We start from the raw sequence: 19840 nt of genomic DNA on the forward strand, positions 1-19840 counted from the left end.
CGGCGACGCGCGACCCATGACCCAGGCACCGACACCCACCGCGGACACCGTCCGCAGACTGGTCCGTTCGCTGCTCAAGGAGGGCGGCGACGACACCACGGGCCCCGATGTGCGGCCCGTGACGGAGGGCCGTGCGTACACCTGGTGGGTCGGCACCCGCCATGTGCTGCGCCTCGCCCCCGACCGCGAGGCCTCGGTACGGCGCCGCCGGGAACTGCGCCTGCGCGACCTGCTCCGGCCGCACCTGCCCGTCGCCGTCCCCACCAGCGTCGCGCACGGCGACTGGGCGCCCGGCCTCGCCTACACCCTGGACACCAAGGTGCCCGGCGGCACCGCCGACGAGCACGACGTCTCCGCCGTCGGCGAGGCCGACCTCGCCGGGCTGCTCACCGGGCTGCGCGCGGTGCCCGCACGACAGGCCGAGGCGCTCGGCGTGCCGCGCACCGCCCCGCGCTCCCTGGAGGCGTTGCGCCGCATGGCCGTGCACACGGCCGAACGGCTCGCCGCCGCCGACGAGTTCGACACCGCCCGGATGCACCAGCTGACCCCGCCCGGCGCGGCCCAGCTCGCCACGCAGCCCGGCACCTCAGTCCTCACCCACCACGCTCTGACCGGCGAGCACGTGGTGGTCAGCGCCGACGGGCGGGTGCGCGGCATCCTGGACTGGACCCGGGCGGTCCTGGGCGACCCCGCCGAGGACATCGCCGGCCTGGCCCTCGCCGTCGGCTCCCCGGCCGCCGTCCGCGCCGCCACCCTCGCCGGCTACGGCGCCCGCCCCTGCCTGCGCGGCCTGTGGCTCGCCCGATGCGACGCCGTCATCCACCTCACCGACCACCTGGAAGGCCGCGCGGGCGGTTCCCCGGCGCTGCTGCGGACCCAGCTGCGGCGTGCGTGGGAGCCGATCCTCCTGGAGCGGTTGTCGGACTTCAAGGAGGACGAGCCGGAGCCGTAGCGCACCGGCTCCGGCCCGCCGCGGGGCGCACAACGGGGGCGCCCGCGCGGCGGGGGTCGCGACCGGACACCGCCCCGCTCAGGGCTGCGCCAGCACCACGCACGACTCCCCGGGCACCTGGAGCAGCCCGTCCGGGCCCGGAAGCTCCACCGGCTCCCAGGCCGCCAGGACCACCGCGGGGCGGGTGCCCAGCGGGATCGCCGCCGGGGCCTTGCCCAGGTTCACCACCACCCGTACGTCACCGCGCCGGAAGGCCAGCCAGTGGGCGTCCTCGTCGTACGCCACCTTCGTGTCGGCCAGATCCGGGTCGGTGAGGTCCGGCTGCTCGTGCCGGAGGGCGATCAGCCGGCGGTACCAGGCGAGTACGCGCGCGTGGGGCTCGCGTTCCGGTTCCGACCAGTCCAGGCAGGACCGCTCGCGGGTCGCCGGGTCCTGCGGGTCCGGTACGTCCTCCTCGGCCCAGCCGTGCGCCGCGAACTCCCGCCGTCGGCCCCGCCGTACCGCCTCGGCCAGCTCCGGGTCCGTGTGGTCGGTGAAGAACTGCCAGGGCGTGCCCGCCGCCCATTCCTCGCCCATGAACAGCATCGGCGTGAACGGCGAGGTCAGCGTCAGCGTCGCCGCGCAGGCCAGCAGACCGGGGGAGAGACGGGCGGACAGCCGGTCGCCCTGGGCGCGGTTGCCGACCTGGTCGTGGGTCTGGCTGTAGCCGAGCAGCCGGTGCCCGGCCACCCGCGCGCGGTCCAGCGGCCGGCCGTGGTGCCGGCCGCGGAAGGTGGAGTACGTGCCGTCGTGGAAGTAGCCACCGGTGAGCGTCTTGGCGAGCGCGGCGAACGGGGCGTGCGCGAAGTCCGCGTAGTAGCCCTGCGACTCACCGGTCAGCGCGGTGTGCAGCGCGTGGTGGAAGTCGTCGTTCCACTGGGCGTGCAGCCCGAGGCCGTGCTCCGCGCGCGGGGTGATGACCCGCGGGTCGTTCAGGTCCGACTCGGCGATCAGGAACAGCGGCCGGCCCAGCTCCTCGGCGAGAGCGTCCACGGCCGTCGACAGCTCCTCCAGGAAGTGGCACGCGCGCGTGTCGTACAGCGCGTGCACCGCGTCCAGCCGCAGCCCGTCGATCCGGTAGTCCCGCAGCCACGCCAGCGCGCTGCCGACGAAGAACGCGCGCACCTCGTCCGAGCCGGGCCCGTCCAGATTCACCGCCGAGCCCCACGGCGTGTGGTGCGCGTCGGTGAAGTACGGCCCGAAGAGCGGCAGATGGTTCCCGGACGGCCCCAAGTGGTTGTGCACGACGTCCAGCACGACACCCAGGCCGAGTTCGTGCGCCCGGTCCACGAACCGTTTCAGCGCCTCCGGGCCGCCGTACGGCTCGTGCACCGCCCACGGCGACACCCCCTCGTAACCCCAGCCGTGCCGCCCGGGGAACGGACACACCGGCAGCAACTGTACGTGGGTGACCCCCAGTTCCACCAGGTGTTCCAGCCGGGCCGCCGCCGCGTCCAGGGTGCCCTCCGCGGTGTACGTGCCCACGTGCATCTCGTACAGCACGGCACCCGGCAGGCCCCGCCCCGCCCACTCGGTGCGCCACGCGTGGCGCCCGTGGTCCACGACCGCGCTCAGCCCGTCGGGTCCGTCCGGCTGGCGGCGCGAGCGCGGGTCGGGCCGGACGGGGCCGTCGTCCAGCGCGAAGCCGTACCGGGCGCCGTCCCCGGCCTCCGCCTCCCCCGTCCACCAGCCCGCTCGCTCGGGATCGCGCGCCAACGCGCGCGTGCCGCCCTCGCAATGGAGCGTCACTCGGTCTGCCTGCGGTGCCCACACCTCGAACTGCACGGACGGTTCCCCTTCGTCTGTGATGTCTCGCCTGCTCACCGTGATGTCCCGCGCTCCCATCGTGCCCGCCGGGACGATCAATCCGCCTTCCAATCCGTCCTTTCCCGGTGGGTGTCGCGGAAGTACCCGCAGATCGGCGTCGATTCCCCGTTTTCTGGACACCGGGGGTTCACTGCCCGACAATCACCTGCGTGACGTCGTCCTTCGAGTTCTCCACGTACCCCGCGCGGCTGTCCGACGCGGAGCGCGACAAGGCGCTGCAGGTGCTGCGTGACGGCGTCGCCATGGGCCGGCTCTCGCACGACACGTTCGTGCGCCGCATGGAGCTGGCGCTGGCCGCCCGCCGCGCCGATGAACTGGCCGCCCTCGTCGCCGACCTGCCCCGGGAGAACCGCCTCTCCCGCGCGGTCCTCGGCACCGTGGAGGCCGTCTCCGGATTCACCGTACGGCTGCGCCGGGCCTGGCAGGCCGAGCGGCTGCCCAAGCTGCTGCTGCCGCACCCGGAGCGCACCCATCCGCTGCGCATCGGCCGCGACCCGGCCAACGGGCTGCGCCTGAACCACGACACCGTCTCCCGCGTGCACGCCGAGCTCAGCCGGCAGGGCGGCGTGTGGGTCCTCAGGGACCTCGGCTCCACCAACGGCACCACCGTCAACGGCCGCCGGGTGATCGGCGCGGTCGTCGTCAGCGAGGGCGACCAGGTCGCCTTCGGCAGGATGGCGTTCCGGCTCGCCGCGAGCTGAGCGGCGCCGGCCGGTCCCCTTCGAACGGATGCTCCCGGCACGCGCGCGTGCGGTCCCGATCGGGTGAGCCGGGCTGGGGAACGCGCGTCGGCGTGCCGATGCAAGGGTGCATGACGTACTTCACCAGAGCGACAGCGGCGGGCGGCGTCCTGCTGGCGGCCGCCGGGCTCCTCGCCGCGGGCCCGGCCCACGCGGCGTCCCGCGATCTCCTCCCCGGCAACTGGCTCTACCTCACCGTCACCAAGGGTGCGGCGAGTTCGGGCGGCGTCTGGGGCACGCTGCTGCTGTGCGATCCGCCCCTGGGCCACCCGCACGCGGCCGAGGCCTGCGCCGAACTCGCCGCCGCCGACGGGGACATCGGCCGCATCCCGCCCAAGAACGTCTTCTGCCCGATGATCTACGCCCCGGTGACCGCCCACGCGAGCGGCCGCTGGAACGGCCGGCCGGTCCACTTCCAGGAGATGTACGCCAACACGTGCGTCATGAAAGCGCGGACCGGTGCGGTGTTCGACCTGGACGGCTGACCGCCGATCAGGTGTGCGGTGGGGGCCGGCCGGCTCACACCGCCCGCTCCCGGGCCTGCTGCGCCGCCACCAGCACCGTCCGGGACTGGTGCTCCACCTGATGCTCCAACGGCACCCAGCGGGCCCGGAAACGGGCCGCGAAGGCGTCGCACCAGTCGGCGACGAGCTGCTCCAGCCGCGGCGCCGCCAGGTCGTCCGTCTCCCGCAGCACCCGCAGCAGCATCGCCGCCGCGCGCAGCGGCAGCCGCCGCCCGAAGGCGTCCACACTGCCGACGTACGCCATCGTCGTGGCGGCCGGCGGGGTGTGGATCCAGTCCTCGGCCAGACCCGGGATCAGCTCCAGCGCCCAGCGCGCCGCCCGCAGCAGCGGGCCGTCCGCGCCGTCGAGGCGGGGCAGCGCCTCGGCGAGGATCCGCTCCACCTCCAGCGAGTCCCGCAGCAGCCGCTGCGCCAGGCGCCGCATCGCCGCCGCCGGAGCCGGGTGCGGCGCCGGATCGTCCACCAGGTCGCTCGCCCACATCGGCACCTCCACCACGGCCGTCAGACCGCCGTAGCGGTGCGCGTGGTACCAGGTGCTGTGCCGGGCGTCGTCCGGCATGCTCGGATAGGCCACGCCCGTCTCCGGGCCGGGCATGACATGCACCCCGGGGCCGGAGGCCGGCCAGCCGGCGGCGTCCGAGGCGCCGGTCTCCACCGGGATGTGCAGCTGCGCCGCGGACTTGGCGAACGGCTCCGCGAGCCCCGGAACGTCCCTGGTCAGCTGCACCCAGCTGCCACCCAGGTCCGTGCCGTGCAGGGTCACCTGCAGGTAGGGCCGCAGCTCGTCGATCACCCCGGTCAGCGCCCGGGTCTCGGGCGGCAGCCGGTCCGGCGGCAGCACGGACGGCGACCACTCCGGCTGCTCGGCGCCCGTCGGCCGGTAGAAGCCGAGGTGGTAGTCGAGCAGGCTGCGCGGCGCCGGCGTCACGTGCAGGCTCGCGCCGTCCGGATCCGCGCACAGCAGGAAGTGCCAGGACGTGTCCGTCCGCAACTCACGCTCGGCCAGTACGCGTTCGGCCAGCACCCGCAGGGTGGAGCCCCCGGTCGGCTCGTTGGCGTGGGCGCCGGCGACCACCAGCACCGCCCGCCGGGCGTGCCCCACCGACAGCAGGTGCAGGGGTCTTCCCCCGCGCGAGACGCCCACCCGCCTGAGCGAGCACAGCCCGGGTTCCTGAGCGGCCAACGCCTTCGCGGAGGCGATCAGTTCGGGAACGCTGGGGTAGCGCAGCTCCGGCAGAAGACTCACCCCCGACTTGTTCCGCCCGGCTTCGCCCTCCAAGTCCCGCATGCGAAGGGTGAACTGTCAAGTATTCGGCGGGGGAGGCTACCGGGGGCGCCCGGGCGGAATCCCGGGTGCGCGGCGGGCGTGGTGCGTGCCGTGCGTTCACTGCTGGTGCAGGCCGCGTCCCGCGAGCGTCAGGAACACCTCGCCCACCGCCTCCGACAGCGTCGGATGCGCGTGCACATGCCGGGCCACGTCCGCGGGCTCGGCGTCCCAGCCGACGACCAGCTGGCTCTCGGCGATCATCTCCGACACGTTCGGGCCGACCAGGTGCACGCCGAGCACCTGCCCGCCGCCGGCCTCGGCGACGACCTTCACCATGCCGCCCTGGCCGTGCACCATGCCCTTGGCCACCGCGGTCAGCGGCATCGTGTTCACCTCGACCGCACGCCCACGCGCGCGTGCCTCCGCCTCGCTCAGCCCCACCGAGGCGGTCTGCGGCGAGGAGTACGTCACCCGGGGGACGGCCGCGTAGTCCACCGCGGCCGACGGCAGGCCCGCCAGGGTCTCGGCGACCAGCAGGCCCTCCGCGAACGAGGCGTGGGCGAGGCCCAGGGAGGGCGGCGGCAGCAGGTCCCCGACGACATGGATGCCCGGCACGGCCGTCTCCAGCCGGCTCCAGTCCGCCGGTACGACGAACCCCCGCTCGTCCGTCGTGAGGCCGGCCGCGGCCAGGTCCAGGCCCTCGGTGACCGGCGCCCGGCCGACGGCCACCAGCAGCCGCTCCGCCTCCACCGTGCGTGTCTCGCCCCGCGCGCTGCGCACACGCGCGCGTACGCCGTTCTCCAGCACCTCCGCGTCCAGCAGTCGCGCGCCCGCCCGCACATCGATCCCGCGCTTCTTCAGCCCGCGTGTCAGATGCCGGCTCACATCGGCGTCCTCCAGCGGAATGATCCGGTCCGCGGCCTCGACCAGGGTGACCTCCGCGCCCATCGACCGATGGAAGGAGGCGTACTCCACGCCGATCGCGCCCGCGCCCAGCACCAGCACGGACGCGGGCAACCCCGGCGCGAACAGCGCGTCGTCGCTGGTCACCACCCGCCGCCCGTCCGGTTGGAGCCCCGGGAGCGTGCGCGGTCGCGAGCCGGTCGCGAGCACGATGCCCCGGCGCGCCCTGAAGTCGTGAACGCCCGGTGCGGATTGCGGCTCTACCCCGGGCGCGGGATCGGTGAGCGGGCGTGTGGCAGAGGCGTGCGTGCCTCGCGCGTACGCATTCTGCGCGCTCAGCGCGAAGTCCAGGCGCACGCCCCCTACGTGCACCGTGCGCGCCCCCGTCAGCCGTGCGCTGCCCCGCACCACCCGCACGCCCGCGTGCGCCAGATGCGCCTCGACCCCCTTGTGGTTGCGCGCCACGATGTCGTCCCGCGTGGCCACCAGCGCCGCCCAGTCGACCGAGTCCAGCGTGGCCTTCACGCCCCACCGCTCGCGTGCCTCGGCGATGCCGTCGACCAGTTCGGCGGCGTGCAGCATCGCCTTGCTCGGGATACAGCCCCGGTGCAGACAGGTTCCGCCGACCTTGTCGCGTTCGACGAGGACCACGTCAAGACCGAGCGCGGCGGCGCGCAGGGCGGTGCTGTAACCGCCCGTGCCGCCGCCGATGACGATGACGTCCGCTGTGTTCGTGGCCTGTGTGCTCATGCCCCGTGTGCTCATGCCCCCACCCTCCGCCCGCCCCTTGCCATGAGTCCAAGGCAATGTTCTTGTGGAAGCCATGCAGGATGCTTATGGGGAGCGGGGGAGGGCGCGGAGTTGAGCCTGCGGCAGATGGAGTACTTCGTGACGGTCGTCCACGAGGCGTCCTTCACCCGCGCGGCGGACGCCCTGCACGTCACCCAGCCCGCGCTCTCGCACCAGATCAAGGCCCTGGAGAAGTCGGTCGGCGGCGCCCTGCTGGAGCGCATGGCCCGCGGTGTGCGCCTCACCCCGATGGGGCGGGCCTTCCTGCCACACGCCGAACTCGCCGTCCGCAGCGCCGCGCAGGCCCGCCGCGCGGCCCGCGCCACCGCCGGCGCCGAGGGCGGCGAACTGCACGTCGCCACCCTGCACTCCCTCGCCGTCGGCGTCCTGCCCGATGTCTTCGCCCGCTGGCGCACGGACCATCCCCGGGTCCTGCTGCGGCTGCACGAGTACGCCACCGCCGAGGCGCTGGAGGAGGCCGTCCAGCGCGGCACCGCCGACCTCGCCTTCGGCCCGGAGCCCGCCGACCCGCCGGGCACCGTCGTACCGGTCGGGGAGGAGGAACTCGTCCTGGTGGTCCCGTTCGACGACCGGCTCGCGGGTCGTACGACGGTGACGCTGCCCGAGCTCGCCGACCGCGCCTGGGTCCGCTGTGCGCTGGAACCCGTCGTCCACGGCGAGCGCTTCCTCGACTGGGCGTGCGGGAAGGCCGGGTTCCGGCCGCGGACCGCCGTGTGGACCGAGCACACCTCGACGGCCTTACGCATGGCCGCCGCCGGGGTCGGCGTGTGCGCCGCGTCCGCCGACGTCGTGCGCGGGGCCGTGGGCGAGGACTGCGTGATCCTCACCCCCGACCCGGCCTGGAAGCGCCCCCTGACCGTCTACGCGCGCGTGCCGCCCACCGGCGCCGCCGAGGCCTTCACGGACCTCCTGCGCGCCACCTGGCCCGCCCCGGGAGCCCCTCCGGTCCGCTGAGGCTCCTCAGACGTTCCGCCCTGCCGCTCACCCCTCGGCGACCCGCTCCAGCAACGCCACCGGCAACCGGTCGAAAAGGTCCGCCACGCGCGTGTCGCCGGTGAACTCCCGCTCCGGGGTGAGCACGTCCGCCCACCGTCCGGGCGGCAGTGCCAGCCGGGTCTCCCGCCAGCCGCCCGCCTCCGCGAGCCGCAGCGACAGCCGGGTCACCGCCGTCACCACCTCGCCGGAGCGCGCGAACGCCACACAGTGCCCGGCCGCCGGGCCCTCGGCGGTCAGCGGATCGTACGAGGCCGCCGCGCCGAAGGCGCCGGGACGGCGGGCGCGCAGCCGCAGCGCCGCCGCCGTCAGCGCGTCCTTCTCGCCGGGCACCTCGGGCGGGAACGCCACCGGACGCCGGTTGTCCGGGTCCACCAGCGCCCGGTACTCGCCCTCCGTGCCCTGGTACACGTCCGGCACCCCGGGCATCGTCAGATGGACCAGGGCGGTGCCGAGCACATTGGCCCGGATGTGCGGCTCCAGCGCCTTGCGGAAGGCCGCCACGCGCTCGCCGGGCGGCCCGCACGGCCCGGCCGCGACGAACGAGGCCACCGCCTCCTCGTACGGCGGCTCCTGCTCCGTCCAGCTGGTGTACATGCCCGCCTCGCGCACGTGCTTCAGCAGCGCCTGCTGGACCCGAGCCTCCTCGGCGGGCCCCAGCCCGAACACCGTCTGCCAGGCCGCCCAGGCCAGCTGCCCGTCCGGGACGCCCACGCCCTCCTCGGGCCGGTTCACCTCGGCCAGCAGCTCCGCCCACCGGTCGGGGCACTCGGTGAGCACGGCCAGCGCGGCGCGTACGTCGGCGCTGCGCTTGGTGTCGTGCGTGGAGACCACCGTGCCGGTGGCCGGCCAGTCGCGCTGCACGCGCGCGCAGTACGCGTGGAAGTCCTCCGGGGACACCCCCGGCCGCCCCGGATCGCCGCCCACCTCGGTCGCCGACAGCAGCGGCACATAGCGGTAGAACGCCGTGTCCTCCACCGACTTGGCGCGCAGCGCCGACGCGGTCTGCGCGAACCGGGTGCGGAACTCCACCCGGTCGGCGTGGTCCGGCGCCGACGGGTCACCGGGGGGCTCGACCAGCAGTCGGCGCACGATGCCGACGGCCTCCGCCTCCTCGGGCACCACGAACGCGAGCCGGGCCTCATCGGCGGCCTCCTCGGTGACGACGGCGGCCGCGTCACCACAGGCGTACGGCCGGTACACCCGCATCCGCACCAGCAGCTCCTCCACGGCCGTGCGCAGCGCCCAGGGAGCCCGGTCGCGCAGGCCGAGATCCGGCGAGGACGCGCACAGCCGGGTGGCCACCCGGGTGAGCCGGTCTGTCTCGGTGGCCAGCTCGTGCGTGAGCACCTTGTAGGCGGCCCGCCGTGCCGTCGCCTCCCAGTTGCCGCCCCGGTCCGTCTGCGGCGCCGCGAACGCCCGGTAGCGGCCCAGCAGTTCGTAGGCGCCCGTCTGGTCGGTGAACAGGCCGTCGACCTGGCGCAGGGCGTCGTAGCCGGTGGTGCCCGCGATCGGCCAGGACGCCGGCAGCCGTTCGCCGTCGGCGAGGATCTTCTCCACCACGGTCCAGCGCCCGCCGGTCGCCTCGTGCAGCCGCGCGAGGTAGGCGTCGGGGTCGGCGAGCCCGTCGGGGTGGTCGACGCGCAGCCCGTCGAGCACGCCCTCGTGCAGCAGCTGGAGGATCTTGGCATGGGTGGCCTGGAACACCTCCGGGTCCTCCACGCGTAGCCCGATCAGCTCCGAGATGCTGAAGAACCGCCGGTAGTTCAGCTCGGTGCGGGCCAGCCGCCACCACACCGGGCGGTACCACTGGGCGTCCAGCAGCTGGGGCAGCGGCAGGCCATGGGTGCCCTCGCGCAGCGGGAAGACGTGCTCGTGGTAACGCAGCACGTCGCCGTCCACCACGAGGTGCTCCAGCTGCGAGCCGACCGGACCGCCGAGCACCGGCAGCAGCAGCCGTCCGTCCTGCGCCTCCCAGTCGATGTCGAACCACCGGGCGTACGGCGAGTCGGGGCCCTCGCGCAGCACCTCCCACAGGGCGTGGTTGTGCCGCGGCACCATGGCCATGTGGTTCGGCACGATGTCGGCCACCAGGCCCAGACCGTGCTCCCGCGCGGTCCGCGCCAGCGACCGCAGACCCTCCTCACCGCCCAGTTCCTCGCGTACGCGCGCGTGGTCCACCACGTCGTAGCCGTGCGGCGAGCCGGGCACGGCTTCCAGGACGGGGGACAGATGCAGATGCGAGACGCCGAGCGACGCCAGATACGGTACGGCCGCCGCGGCGGCGGCGAACGGGAACGCGGGCTGGAGCTGCAGCCGGTAGGTGGCGGTGGGCACCTCCGGTCCGAGTCGCGCAGAAGTCATGGAGACCTACGTACCCAGCCCGCCGCCTTTCGTGTCATCGGCCCCCGAACGGACCCATGCTCGCCCCGAACGGACTCATGCTCGCCCCTTCCGGCCTGCTCGCCCCTTCCGGCCGACGCGGCGAAAACGTCCTCCACGCGCGCGTACCGGACAGGCAGCCCCGCCGACGGGGCTGCCGCCGCGCGCGGACCCCGGCTACGTCGGCCGCTGCAGCACCGTCAGGCTGCGGTCGGGCAGGGTGAGCCGGTCGCCCGCGCCGACCTTCGGCCCGGATCCCGGTGGCACCCCGTCCGGACGGGCCGTGTCGATGATGACCTGCCACTGCCTGCCGTGGTTGACCGGCACCAGGAAGTCCAGCGGCCCCGGGGAGGCGTTGAACATCAGCAGGAAGGAGTCGTCGGTGATGCGCTCCCCGCGTGGGCCGGGCTCGGAGATCGCGTTGCCGTTCAGGAACACCGAAAGCGCGGACGCCCGCGCCGAGTCCCAGTCCCGCTGGGTCATCTCCGCGCCCTCCGGGGTGAACCAGGCGATGTCGGACAGCTCGTCGTGGGTGCCCTCCACCGGACGGCCGTGGAAGAAGCGGCGCCTGCGGAAGGCCGGGTGGTCGCGGCGCAGCCACACCATCGCGCGCGTGAACTCCAGCAGGTCGCTCTCCGGCTCCTCCGGCCAGTGCACCCACGACAGCTCGCTGTCCTGGCAGTAGGCGTTGTTGTTGCCCTGCTGGGTGCGGGCGAACTCGTCGCCGTGGCTGATCATCGGCACGCCCTGGGACAGCATCAGGGTGGCGATGAAGTTCCGCATCTGCCGGGCGCGCAGCGCGAGCACGTCCGGGTCGTCGGTCTCGCCCTCCGCCCCGCAGTTCCAGGACCGGTTGTGGCTCTCGCCGTCCCGGTTGTCCTCGCCGTTGGCCGCGTTGTGCTTGTCGTTGTACGAGACCAGGTCGTGCAGCGTGAAGCCGTCGTGGCAGGTCACGAAATTGATCGAGGCCAGCGGCCGGCGTCCGTCGTCCTGGTACAGATCGGACGATCCGGTCAGCCGGGACGCGAACTCCGCCAGCGCCCGCGGCTCGCCCCGCCACAGGTCCCGCACCGTGTCCCGGTACTTGCCGTTCCACTCGGTCCACAGCGGCGGGAAGTTGCCCACCTGGTAGCCGCCCTCGCCCACGTCCCAGGGCTCGGCGATCAGTTTCACCTGGGAGACCACCGGGTCCTGCTGCACCAGGTCGAAGAACGACGACAGCCGGTCCACCTCGTGGAACTGCCGGGCCAGGGTCGCCGCGAGGTCGAAGCGGAACCCGTCGACGTGCATCTCGGTGACCCAGTACCGCAGCGAGTCCATGATCAGCTGGAGCACGTGCGGGGACCGCATGAGCAGCGAGTTCCCGGTGCCCGTGGTGTCCATGTAGTAGCGGGGGTCTTCGGTGAGGCGGTAGTACTGCCGGTTGTCGATGCCCTTGAACGACAGCGTCGGGCCCAGATGGTTGCCCTCGGCGGTGTGGTTGTAGACGACGTCCAGGATGACCTCGATCCCGGCCTCGTGCAGCGCCCGGACCGCGGACTTGAACTCCAGCACCTGCTGGCCGCGGTCGCCCCAGGAGGCGTACGCGTTGTGCGGGGCGAAGAAACCGATGGTGTTGTAGCCCCAGTAGTTGCTCAGGCCCATGTCGACCAGCCGGTGGTCGTGCACGAACTGGTGGACGGGCATCAGCTCCAGGGCCGTCACCCCGAGCTTGGTCAGGTGCTCGATCAGCGCCGGATGCGCCAGCGCCGCGTACGTGCCGCGCAGCTCCTCCGGCAGTCCAGGGTGACGCATGCTCAGGCCCTTGACATGGGCCTCGTAGATCACCGTGTGGTGGTACTCGGTGCGCGGCGGCCGGTCGTCGCCCCAGTCGAAGTAGGGGTTGATCACCACCGAGGCCATGGTGTGCGGGGCCGAGTCCAGGTCGTTGCGGCTGTCCGGAGCGCCGAAGTGGTAGCCGTACACCTCCTCACCCCACCGGACCGTCCCGCTGACCGCCTTCGCGTACGGGTCGAGCAGCAGCTTCGCGGAGTTGCAGCGCAGTCCGCGCCCGGGGTCGTACGGGCCGTGCACCCGGAACCCGTACCGCTGCCCCGGCATCACGCCCGGCACGTACGCGTGCCGCACGAACGCGTCGGTCTCGCGGAGTTCCACCGCCGTCTCCGAGCCGTCGTCGTGCAGCAGACACAGCTCTACTCGGTCCGCGGCCTCCGTGAAGACCGCGAAGTTGGTTCCGGCGCCGTCGTAGGTGGCGCCGAGCGGATACGCCTCTCCAGGCCAGACCTGCATGGCTATGACTCTCCCAGGTGTGCCGCCGCCCCGGGGCCGCGTTGGCCCCCGAGTCGCCCCGAATCGACGGAACCTCACGTGTCTTGCGTCTCTCTTACCCACCGACCGGCGCACACGGCGGCTCTCGTACCGGCCGTGTGCCGAACCAGTGGGGCAACACGTACTCCCGGAGCACCACGGGGAGCAGGGGGAAATGTGCGTGAGACAGTGCACCGCCATCTGGGCAAGTTGGTGGCGGGAGTGGCCCTCGCCACGGTGGGGACCGCCGCGAGGGTCGCGATCACCCTGCCGGGCACGGCGGGGGCGGACACCTCGGCGGGCGCGCGAGTCGCCGGTGCGCGGTCCGGGCAGGGCCCGGCGCGGTCCGGCCCGGGGTCGTCGAACCGGCGCCCGCCGAGCGCGGCAGGGGCACCGGCCGGGATCCGCTCACCGACGACGAGATCCGCCGGGCCGAGAAGACAGCCCTGAACCCGCAGCTGCCGACCACGGGCGAGAACGTCGACGGCGGCCGGGGACCGCAGCGCCTCAGCGTCGACCTCGCCGAACCCGAGCCCGGCGAGGCGGACGACCCGCACGCGCCGCGACGGGCCGACATCACCTTCTACGACTACAGGAACGACACCCTCGTCACCAGGACCGTCGACCTGGACACCGGCAAGGTCGAACGGACCGGCACCCAGCGCGGCGTCCAGCCGCCGCCGAGCCGGGACGAGAACACCGGGGCCGCCCGGCTTCTGATCGCCTCCCCGCTCGGCGCGGGCCTGAAGGCGGACTACAAGGACGCCACCGGCAAGCAGCTCACCTCCCCGGACCAGCTGCTGCTGAGCGGCGGGATCTACCGGGCCGCTCCCGGCGCCCAGCCGGCGGTCCTCGACCAGTGCGGTCTGCACCGGTGCGTCCGGCTGTTCACCAAGGTCAGGAACGGCCCCTGGATCGACACCAGGTCCCTGGTGATCAACCTGAGTGCGCGCAAGGTCGCGGCCCCCGAAGTGCGACCACGGGCACGCCGCGTCCGTCGACCGATGGGTCGGCGGACAGACCCTGACCCACCCGGTGATCTGGATGAACGTCGGTTTTCACCACATCGCGCGGGACGAGGACCAGCAGCCCATGCCGGTGCACTGGCAGGGCTTCGCCATCGCCCCCCGGGACGTGACCGCTATGAATCCGCTCACTCCGGGTGACCTGGCATGGCAGAACGGTCATTGGGAACCGCGCAGTTGACGAGAACAGTCGGGAAACCGACCTGTCCATCCGGCTGCACCGCCCACCCCTCGCGGAGTACCCTTCCTTGATCGTTGAGACGGGAAAGGCCCGGGGGATCGGAAGGCGGTGCGCGGGTGGGCTCGGGAGGCCTGGAGCTGCCCCCTGGTGACGAGGGTCACGAGGGGAACTCCACAGACGTCCCGCCCGGCGCGGTGTCCCTGGCCCGCCCGATGGACGCGGGGTCCATCGGGCCGGAGCTGGACTGGGACGCCGATGCCTGGCGCGAGGTGCGCACCCGCGCCCAGCGGGCCGGCCGGGCCTACATCTGGCTGAACCTCGTCGAGCAGCGGCTGCGCGCGGTCGTGGCCGCCGTACTGCGGCCCATCTACGAACCCGTCCACGGGGACGACTGGGTGGTCGCCGCGGCCGGCCCGGCCGGGCAGGAATGGGTGCAGCGCGCGGTCGCCGTCCGTGAGGTCAGCCGTCGAAAGGGCTACTTGCTCGACCCGGCCGACGACAATGTGCTCAGCTTCCTCACGCTTCCCCAGCTGCGCGAACTGATGGTGCAGCACTGGCCGTGCTTCGAGCCGTACTTCGACGAGCGCCGCGACCTCGAACTCGCCCTGGACGAGCTGGAGGTGACCCGCAATGTCGTCTCCCGCAACCGGGCGCTGTCCGAGGCGGTCCTGAGCCAGGCCGAGCGCGCCTCCGCCCGGCTCTTGGAGACGCTCGGCGCGGGTGGTGACGTCCCCTCGGCGCGCCGGCTGCCCGTGGACGCGGTCGAGGACCTGGTCGGCGACCGGTACGCGGATGTCGTCGCGGTCCACCCCGACCGGGTGCGGCTGATGCGCCAGTTCCCCGCCGAGGACCTGTTCGGCGGCGCCCGCCGGCTCGACGCCATCGGCATCGGCCTCAACCTGCTCGTGCAGAACTTCTCCGGCCGCCGTCTGGTCCGGCTCGCCGAGACCGGCTGCCGGGTACGGCTGCTCTTCCTCAACCCCGCGTCCAGCTCGGTCAAGCGCCGCGAGCGCGAACTCGGGATGAAACGGGGCGAACTGAGCCGGTCGGTCGAGATGAACATCCTGCACATGCGCCGGGTCCGCGCCCGGCTGCGCGACCCGGGCGCCTTCGAGATCCAGGTCTACGACGAGACGCCGCGCTTCACCGCCTACCTGGTGGACGGCGACGGCGCCGACGGCATCGGCGTGGTGCAGTCCTATCTGCGAGGCGCGCGGGGGATGGAGTCGCCGGTACTGGTGCTGCGCAACGGCAACAAGCTGGTCAAGTCGGACGACGTGGGTGAAGCGGGTCTCTTCCCGACATACCGCGAGGAGTTCGAGCTCGCCTGGGCGGATTCGCGCCCCGTGTCCTGAACTGTCCGCCGGCGCAAGCGGAACGCGATCCCCTGATTGTCAGTGCCGCGTGCGAGGGTGGAGGCCACTGGGGGAAAGCACCACCAAGAAGGGGGGCCGCCCATGGGCTGGCACCGGGAGCTGCTGATCGGCTTCGACCTGGAGACGACCGGGACCGATCCGCGTGAGGCGCGCATCGTCACCGGCGCGGTGATCGAGGTCAGGGCCGGTGAGCCCATGGGACGCCGGGAGTGGCTGGCCGATCCGGGCGTGGAGATCCCGGCGGACGCGGTGGCGGTGCACGGCATCAGCAACGAGCGGGCGACGGCCGAGGGCCGGCCGGCCGACCAAGTGGCCGACTCCATCGCCGACGTCCTGGTGGGGTACTGGAAGGCGGGCGTCCCGGTCGTCGCCTACAACGCCGCGTTCGACCTCACCCTGCTCTCCGCCGAGCTGCGCCGCCACGCCCTGCCGTCCCTCGCCGACCGCCTGGGCGGCGCCGCCCCCGCCCCGGTCGTCGACCCCTACACCATCGACCGCTGGGTCGACCGCTACCGCCGTGGCAAACGGAACCTGGAAGCGGTCTGCGCCGAGTACGGCATAGTCCTCGACGCGGCCCATACGGCCCCGGCAGACGCCCTCGCCGCCGCGCGCCTCGCATCCGCGATAGCCGACCGCCACCCGAAGATCGCGTCCCTGGCTCCGGCCGACCTGCACCAGCGGCAGATCGAGTGGTATGCGCAATGGGCGGCGGACTTCCAGGCGTTCCTGCGCCGCAAGGGGGAGGCGGGGGCGGTGGTGGACGGGGCGTGGCCGCTGCGGGAGCTGACGCAGAGCCAGCCTGCTTAGCCCGCCCCTCAGGGGCGCGAAAACAGCCTCAGAACGGGTACCAGCGCACCGTCTCGTCCCCGTCCCGCAGGGACGCGACCCGTCGCCGGAACTCGGCCAGCGCCTTCGGATTGCTCGGCGCATGCTGGGCCACCCAGGCACAACTGGCCGTCTCCCGGGCCCCGCGCAGCACACCGCAGCCGTCCCACTCCCGCACGTCCCACCCGTACGCCTCGGTGAACGAGCCGTAGGCCTCGGCGGGCAGCCCGTACCGGTCGCGGGAGAGGGCCATGACCACCAGGTCGTGCTCGCGCAGGTCGGCGGAGAAGGTCTCCAGGTCGACCAGGACCGGCCCGTCCGGGCCGACGTGCACATTGCGGGGCAGCGCGTCCCCGTGGATCGGCCCCGGCGGCAGATGGGGCGTCAGGGCGGCCGCGGCCGTCGCGAACCCGTCCCGGCGCGCGCGGAGATAGGCGGCGTCCTCGGGGTCGATCGCGTCGCCCGCGAGCCGCAGCCAGCGCTCCACACCGGCCAGCAGTTCGCGGGGCGGCAGAGCGAAGGGAGGAGAGGGAAGTGCGTGCACCATCCGCAGCAGCCTCGCGAGGTCCCGCGGCTCGGCGGGCCGTACGGGGTCGGGCAGCCGGTGCCACACCGTCACCGGGTGGCCCTCGACCAGCCGCGGCTTCGGCTCGGCCGCCCGTACCGCCGGCACGCCGGCCTCGGCCAGCCAGCCGGCGATGTCCAGCTCGCGTCGGGCCCGGTCGAGCAGCTCGGCGTCGCGGCCCACCTTCACCACCAGATCACCGGCGGCGAACACCGCGTTCTCACCGAGGGCGAGGAGAGCCGCGTCCCGGGCCGGGCCCGGCAGCACTCCCGCCGTGGCCAGTACGTCCCGTGCCCGTGCCTCGTCCATCGTGCCTCCGTGCCCCACTGTCGTCCCGTGCCTCGAGCGGACCCGGCCGCCGCCGTGCGGGTGCCGGTCGCATGCCGGTTCCGGGCGGGTCGCTCCGGCCAGTCTCGCATTCGCACAGGTCGGCCGACCGCGGCCGGTCACTGCCCGGGCTCCCGTCGGCCGTGGACGCGGCGCCTGAGGCGCGGGGATCCGATCGAGTCCGAACTGCCGCTTCTACGGGGGAGTAGCGCACGAAGGGGCGTGGGGAACTGTGCGACCAGCTCCCCACGCCCCCGCACCCGCGCGCTCTCAACCGCCCATCGGGTAGGCGCCCATCAGGCCTGCCGGATCAGACCGGCAGCCGCTCCCCCTCCTCGCGCACCGGCGGGGAAGCAACCGCAGCCGGCGTCTCGTCGTGGGTCAGGTCCGGCAGCCAGTGGAGCCACCTCGGCAGGTACCAGTTGCGCTCGCCGAGCAGGGCCATCACGGCCGGCAGCAGCACACCGCGGATGACCGTCGCGTCGATGAGGACCGCCGCGGCCAGGCCCACGCCCATCTGCTTCATGGACTGCATCGACAAGGTGCCGAAGATCGCGAACACGGCGACCATGATGACCGCGGCGCTGGTGACGACGCCGGCCGTGGTCACCACGCCGTGCCGGATCGCGTCCTTCGTCGTACGGCCGTTCATGCGGGCCTCGCGGATCCGGGACACCACGAACACGTGGTAGTCCATCGACAGCCCGAACAGGATCACGAACAGGAACAGCGGCAGCCAGGTCACGATCGCGCCGACCCCTGCCGCGCCCACCAGCGAGGCACCCCAGCCGTGCTGGAAGACGGCGACGAGGATGCCGTACGCGGCGCCCACCGACAGCAGGTTGAGCACGATCGAGGTGATGGCCACGGTCAGCGAGCGGAACGACAGCAGCATCAGCAGGAAGGCGAACACGACCACGAACGCGAACACCGGGACGACGGAGCCGAGCAGCTGGTCGTTGAAGTCGTGGTTGCCGGCCACCTGCCCGGTGATCGGCGCCTGCACGCCTGCCACCTTGCCGAGCGTGTCGGGCCGTACCTCGTCGCGCAGCTTGTCCAGGCTCTTGACCGCCTGGTCCATGTCGGAGCCGCCGACCAGCGGCACGGAGACCAGGGCGACGTTCTGCGCGTCGTGCACCCGGATGTCGACCGGGCCGCGCGAGGCGCCGGAGGCGATCGCCTCCTTCTTGAAGTCGGCCAGCGCCTGCCGCACCTCGGGCGCGTTGATGTCCCTGGCCTTGACGACGACCTGGGCCGGCTCACTGCCGCCCGGGAAGGCGTCGTTGATGCGGTTGTACGTCTGCACGATCGGCAGCGACTTCCCGAACTCCTGGTCCAGGGTGAGCTGTTGGGTCTTCATGCCGAGCGCGGGCGCCGCCACCGCCAGCAGCGCACCGGCCGCCACGACAACGGAGACCAGCGGCCTGGCCAGCACCGCGCGCAGGACGGCGGTCCACACCCGACTGCCCTCGCCCGCGGCCCGCTTCCGGCTCCGGTCGCGGCGGCTCAGGAACGGGATCTTGCCCTTGTCCACCCGCTCGCCGAGCAGGGACAGCAGCGCCGGGAGGACCGTCACCGACCCGACCATGGCGACCGCGACCACCATCAGCGAGGCCAGGCCCATCGCCTCGAACTGGGCGAGCCCGGTGAAGAGCATGCCCGCCATCGCCACGCACACCGTGACCCCGGAGACGATGACCGCCCGGCCGCTGGTGGCGGCGGCGATCCGCAGAGCGGTGCCCGCGTCCCGACCGGCCTGCCGCTCCTCGCGCTCACGGCGCAGATAGAACAGGCAGTAGTCCACGCCGACGGCCATACCGACCAGCAGCATCACGGAGTTGGCGGTGTCGCTCATCGGCTGCAGATGGCTGACGAGGCCCATCAGACCCATCGTCGCCATGATCGCGGTGATCGCGAGGGCCACCGGCAGCAGCGCGGCCATCAGCGCCCCGAAAGCGATCAGCAGGATGCCGAGGGCCACCGGCACCGCCGAGTACTCGGCCTGCTTGAAGTCGTCCCCGAAGGCGTCCTTGTACTGCTTCTGCATGCTGGCGCCGCCGATCTCCTCGATCCGCAGCGAGTCATGCGCCTTCTGCACCCCGGCGACCGCGTTCAGCACCGGCTCGACCCGGTCGACGGCCGTCTTGGCGTCACCGCGCATGTCGAACTGCACCAGCGCGCTGCGGCCGTCCCGGGAGATGGTGTGCGTGTCGTACGGCGAGGTCACGGCCGTGACCTTCCCGGTGCCCTCGACCGCCTTCACCACGTCGGCGACGGCCTTGCGGAACTCGGTGCCGGTCGCGGTGACGCCGGCGTCCTTGGACTGGATCAGGACGGTCTCGCCGGCCGGCTCCTTGATCCCCGCGTCGTCGATGATCTGGGCGGCGGTGTGCGTCTCGCCCTTGAGCTGGTTGCTCTCGTCGACGTCGACCCGGCCCGCCGCCGAGCCCAGCCCCATGGCCAGCACGACGAACAACACCCATATGCCGACGGCCGCCCAGCGGTGCCGGGCGCTCCAGCCACCGGCGCGGGCGGCCAGCCCCCGCACCGGCACGTCCCTGTTCCCCATCGCGGGTCCTACCCCTCGTGTGCGGTGGCGGCCCCCTGCCGCCACGTCTGCGCTTGCTCCGGTACGACCGTATGAGCTGGATAAACGCGTCTCGTCGTGCTGCCCGGTGAACTCGGCGACCCGCCGGTCAGCACTGGGGAGGACAGTGGCCCCTTACACCTATCCGCACTTCTCGGGGGCGCGTCTCGGGGTTCGCCGGCAGATCCAGCCGGCCTCTCCCGCCCGCCG

13 protein-coding genes and 2 pseudogenes are annotated in these 19840 nt (G+C 73.2%); 8 read left to right on the forward strand and 7 right to left on the reverse strand.

Going from position 1 to position 19840, the window contains the following annotated elements; translation table 11 throughout:
* Positions 1–16 precede the first annotated feature (16 nt).
* Positions 17–952: an aminoglycoside phosphotransferase family protein gene (locus tag ACWCQS_RS29470; RefSeq protein WP_451007257.1), complete on the forward strand. Its 936-nt coding sequence runs from the start codon at positions 17–19 to the stop codon at positions 950–952.
* Between the two features lie 78 nt (positions 953–1030).
* Here ACWCQS_RS29470 and treZ read toward each other — a convergent pair whose 3' ends face one another.
* Complete coding sequence (treZ, locus tag ACWCQS_RS29475) at positions 1031–2776, reverse strand: malto-oligosyltrehalose trehalohydrolase (protein WP_451007258.1); 1746 nt, start codon at positions 2774–2776, stop codon at positions 1031–1033.
* A gap of 191 nt (positions 2777–2967) precedes the next feature.
* On the opposite strand from treZ, the gene ACWCQS_RS29480 reads away from it, so the two are divergent.
* Entirely contained in the window at positions 2968–3519 is a 552-nt protein-coding gene (locus tag ACWCQS_RS29480; RefSeq protein WP_451007259.1) for an FHA domain-containing protein, read from the forward strand.
* A gap of 110 nt (positions 3520–3629) precedes the next feature.
* Entirely contained in the window at positions 3630–4043 is a 414-nt protein-coding gene (locus tag ACWCQS_RS29485; RefSeq protein WP_451007260.1) for an SSI family serine proteinase inhibitor, read from the forward strand.
* A 34-nt stretch (positions 4044–4077) separates the two neighbouring features.
* On the opposite strand, the gene ACWCQS_RS29490 is transcribed toward ACWCQS_RS29485, so the two are convergent.
* Together ACWCQS_RS29490 and ACWCQS_RS29495 are read right to left on the reverse strand one after the other, a co-directional pair.
* Entirely contained in the window at positions 4078–5328 is a 1251-nt protein-coding gene (locus ACWCQS_RS29490) for a M14 family zinc carboxypeptidase (RefSeq protein ID WP_451007298.1), read from the reverse strand.
* A 138-nt stretch (positions 5329–5466) separates the two neighbouring features.
* A complete protein-coding gene (locus ACWCQS_RS29495; RefSeq protein ID WP_451007261.1) occupies positions 5467–7017 on the reverse strand; it encodes a dihydrolipoyl dehydrogenase in 1551 nt (516 codons plus the stop codon).
* 96 nt (positions 7018–7113) lie between these two features.
* On the opposite strand from ACWCQS_RS29495, the gene ACWCQS_RS29500 reads away from it, so the two are divergent.
* Entirely contained in the window at positions 7114–8016 is a 903-nt protein-coding gene (locus ACWCQS_RS29500) for a LysR family transcriptional regulator (protein ID WP_451007262.1), read from the forward strand.
* Between the two features lie 27 nt (positions 8017–8043).
* On the opposite strand, the gene treY is transcribed toward ACWCQS_RS29500, so the two are convergent.
* Both treY and glgX read right to left on the reverse strand, forming a co-directional pair.
* Positions 8044–10419, reverse strand: a complete 2376-nt coding sequence (treY, locus tag ACWCQS_RS29505; RefSeq protein ID WP_451007263.1) for a malto-oligosyltrehalose synthase — start codon at positions 10417–10419, stop codon at positions 8044–8046.
* A 195-nt stretch (positions 10420–10614) separates the two neighbouring features.
* Positions 10615–12726, reverse strand: coding sequence for a glycogen debranching protein GlgX (glgX, locus tag ACWCQS_RS29510; protein WP_451007264.1), 2112 nt, complete (start codon positions 12724–12726; stop codon positions 10615–10617).
* A gap of 195 nt (positions 12727–12921) precedes the next feature.
* On the opposite strand from glgX, the pseudogene ACWCQS_RS29515 reads away from it, so the two are divergent.
* The 4 genes and pseudogenes from ACWCQS_RS29515 to ACWCQS_RS29530 all read left to right on the forward strand — a co-directional run.
* Positions 12922–13706: pseudogene (locus ACWCQS_RS29515) on the forward strand (Tat pathway signal sequence domain protein); the annotation flags it as partial.
* A gap of 25 nt (positions 13707–13731) precedes the next feature.
* Positions 13732–13950, forward strand: a pseudogene (locus ACWCQS_RS29520) (copper amine oxidase); the annotation flags it as partial.
* Positions 13951–14066: 116 nt separating this feature from the next.
* The gene (locus ACWCQS_RS29525) at positions 14067–15305 is read left to right on the forward strand and encodes an SAV2148 family HEPN domain-containing protein (RefSeq protein ID WP_451007265.1); all 1239 of its coding nucleotides are present in this window, start codon (positions 14067–14069) and stop codon (positions 15303–15305) included.
* A 102-nt stretch (positions 15306–15407) separates the two neighbouring features.
* Entirely contained in the window at positions 15408–16133 is a 726-nt protein-coding gene (locus ACWCQS_RS29530; protein WP_451007266.1) for an exonuclease domain-containing protein, read from the forward strand.
* A gap of 28 nt (positions 16134–16161) precedes the next feature.
* Here the strand turns inward: ACWCQS_RS29530 and ACWCQS_RS29535 are convergent, their stop codons facing one another.
* Both ACWCQS_RS29535 and ACWCQS_RS29540 read right to left on the reverse strand, forming a co-directional pair.
* The gene (locus tag ACWCQS_RS29535; protein ID WP_451007267.1) at positions 16162–17025 is read right to left on the reverse strand and encodes a phosphotransferase enzyme family protein; all 864 of its coding nucleotides are present in this window, start codon (positions 17023–17025) and stop codon (positions 16162–16164) included.
* Positions 17026–17353: 328 nt separating this feature from the next.
* Complete coding sequence (locus ACWCQS_RS29540; protein WP_451007268.1) at positions 17354–19612, reverse strand: MMPL family transporter; 2259 nt, start codon at positions 19610–19612, stop codon at positions 17354–17356.
* Positions 19613–19840 lie beyond the last annotated feature (228 nt).

Source organism: Streptomyces sp. NPDC002076, from assembly GCF_053593835.1.

Coding starts and splice junctions, on each gene's coding strand:
- ACWCQS_RS29535 (WP_451007267.1), bottom strand. CDS start 17,025: ATGGACGAGGCACGGGCACGGGACGTACTGGCCACGGCGGGAGTGCTG.
- glgX (WP_451007264.1), bottom strand. CDS start 12,726: ATGCAGGTCTGGCCTGGAGAGGCGTATCCGCTCGGCGCCACCTACGAC.
- ACWCQS_RS29530 (WP_451007266.1), top strand. CDS start 15,408: ATGGGCTGGCACCGGGAGCTGCTGATCGGCTTCGACCTGGAGACGACC.
- ACWCQS_RS29540 (WP_451007268.1), bottom strand. CDS start 19,612: ATGGGGAACAGGGACGTGCCGGTGCGGGGGCTGGCCGCCCGCGCCGGT.
- ACWCQS_RS29495 (WP_451007261.1), bottom strand. CDS start 7,017: ATGAGCACACGGGGCATGAGCACACAGGCCACGAACACAGCGGACGTC.
- ACWCQS_RS29485 (WP_451007260.1), top strand. CDS start 3,630: ATGACGTACTTCACCAGAGCGACAGCGGCGGGCGGCGTCCTGCTGGCG.
- ACWCQS_RS29470 (WP_451007257.1), top strand. CDS start 17: ATGACCCAGGCACCGACACCCACCGCGGACACCGTCCGCAGACTGGTC.
- treY (WP_451007263.1), bottom strand. CDS start 10,419: ATGACTTCTGCGCGACTCGGACCGGAGGTGCCCACCGCCACCTACCGG.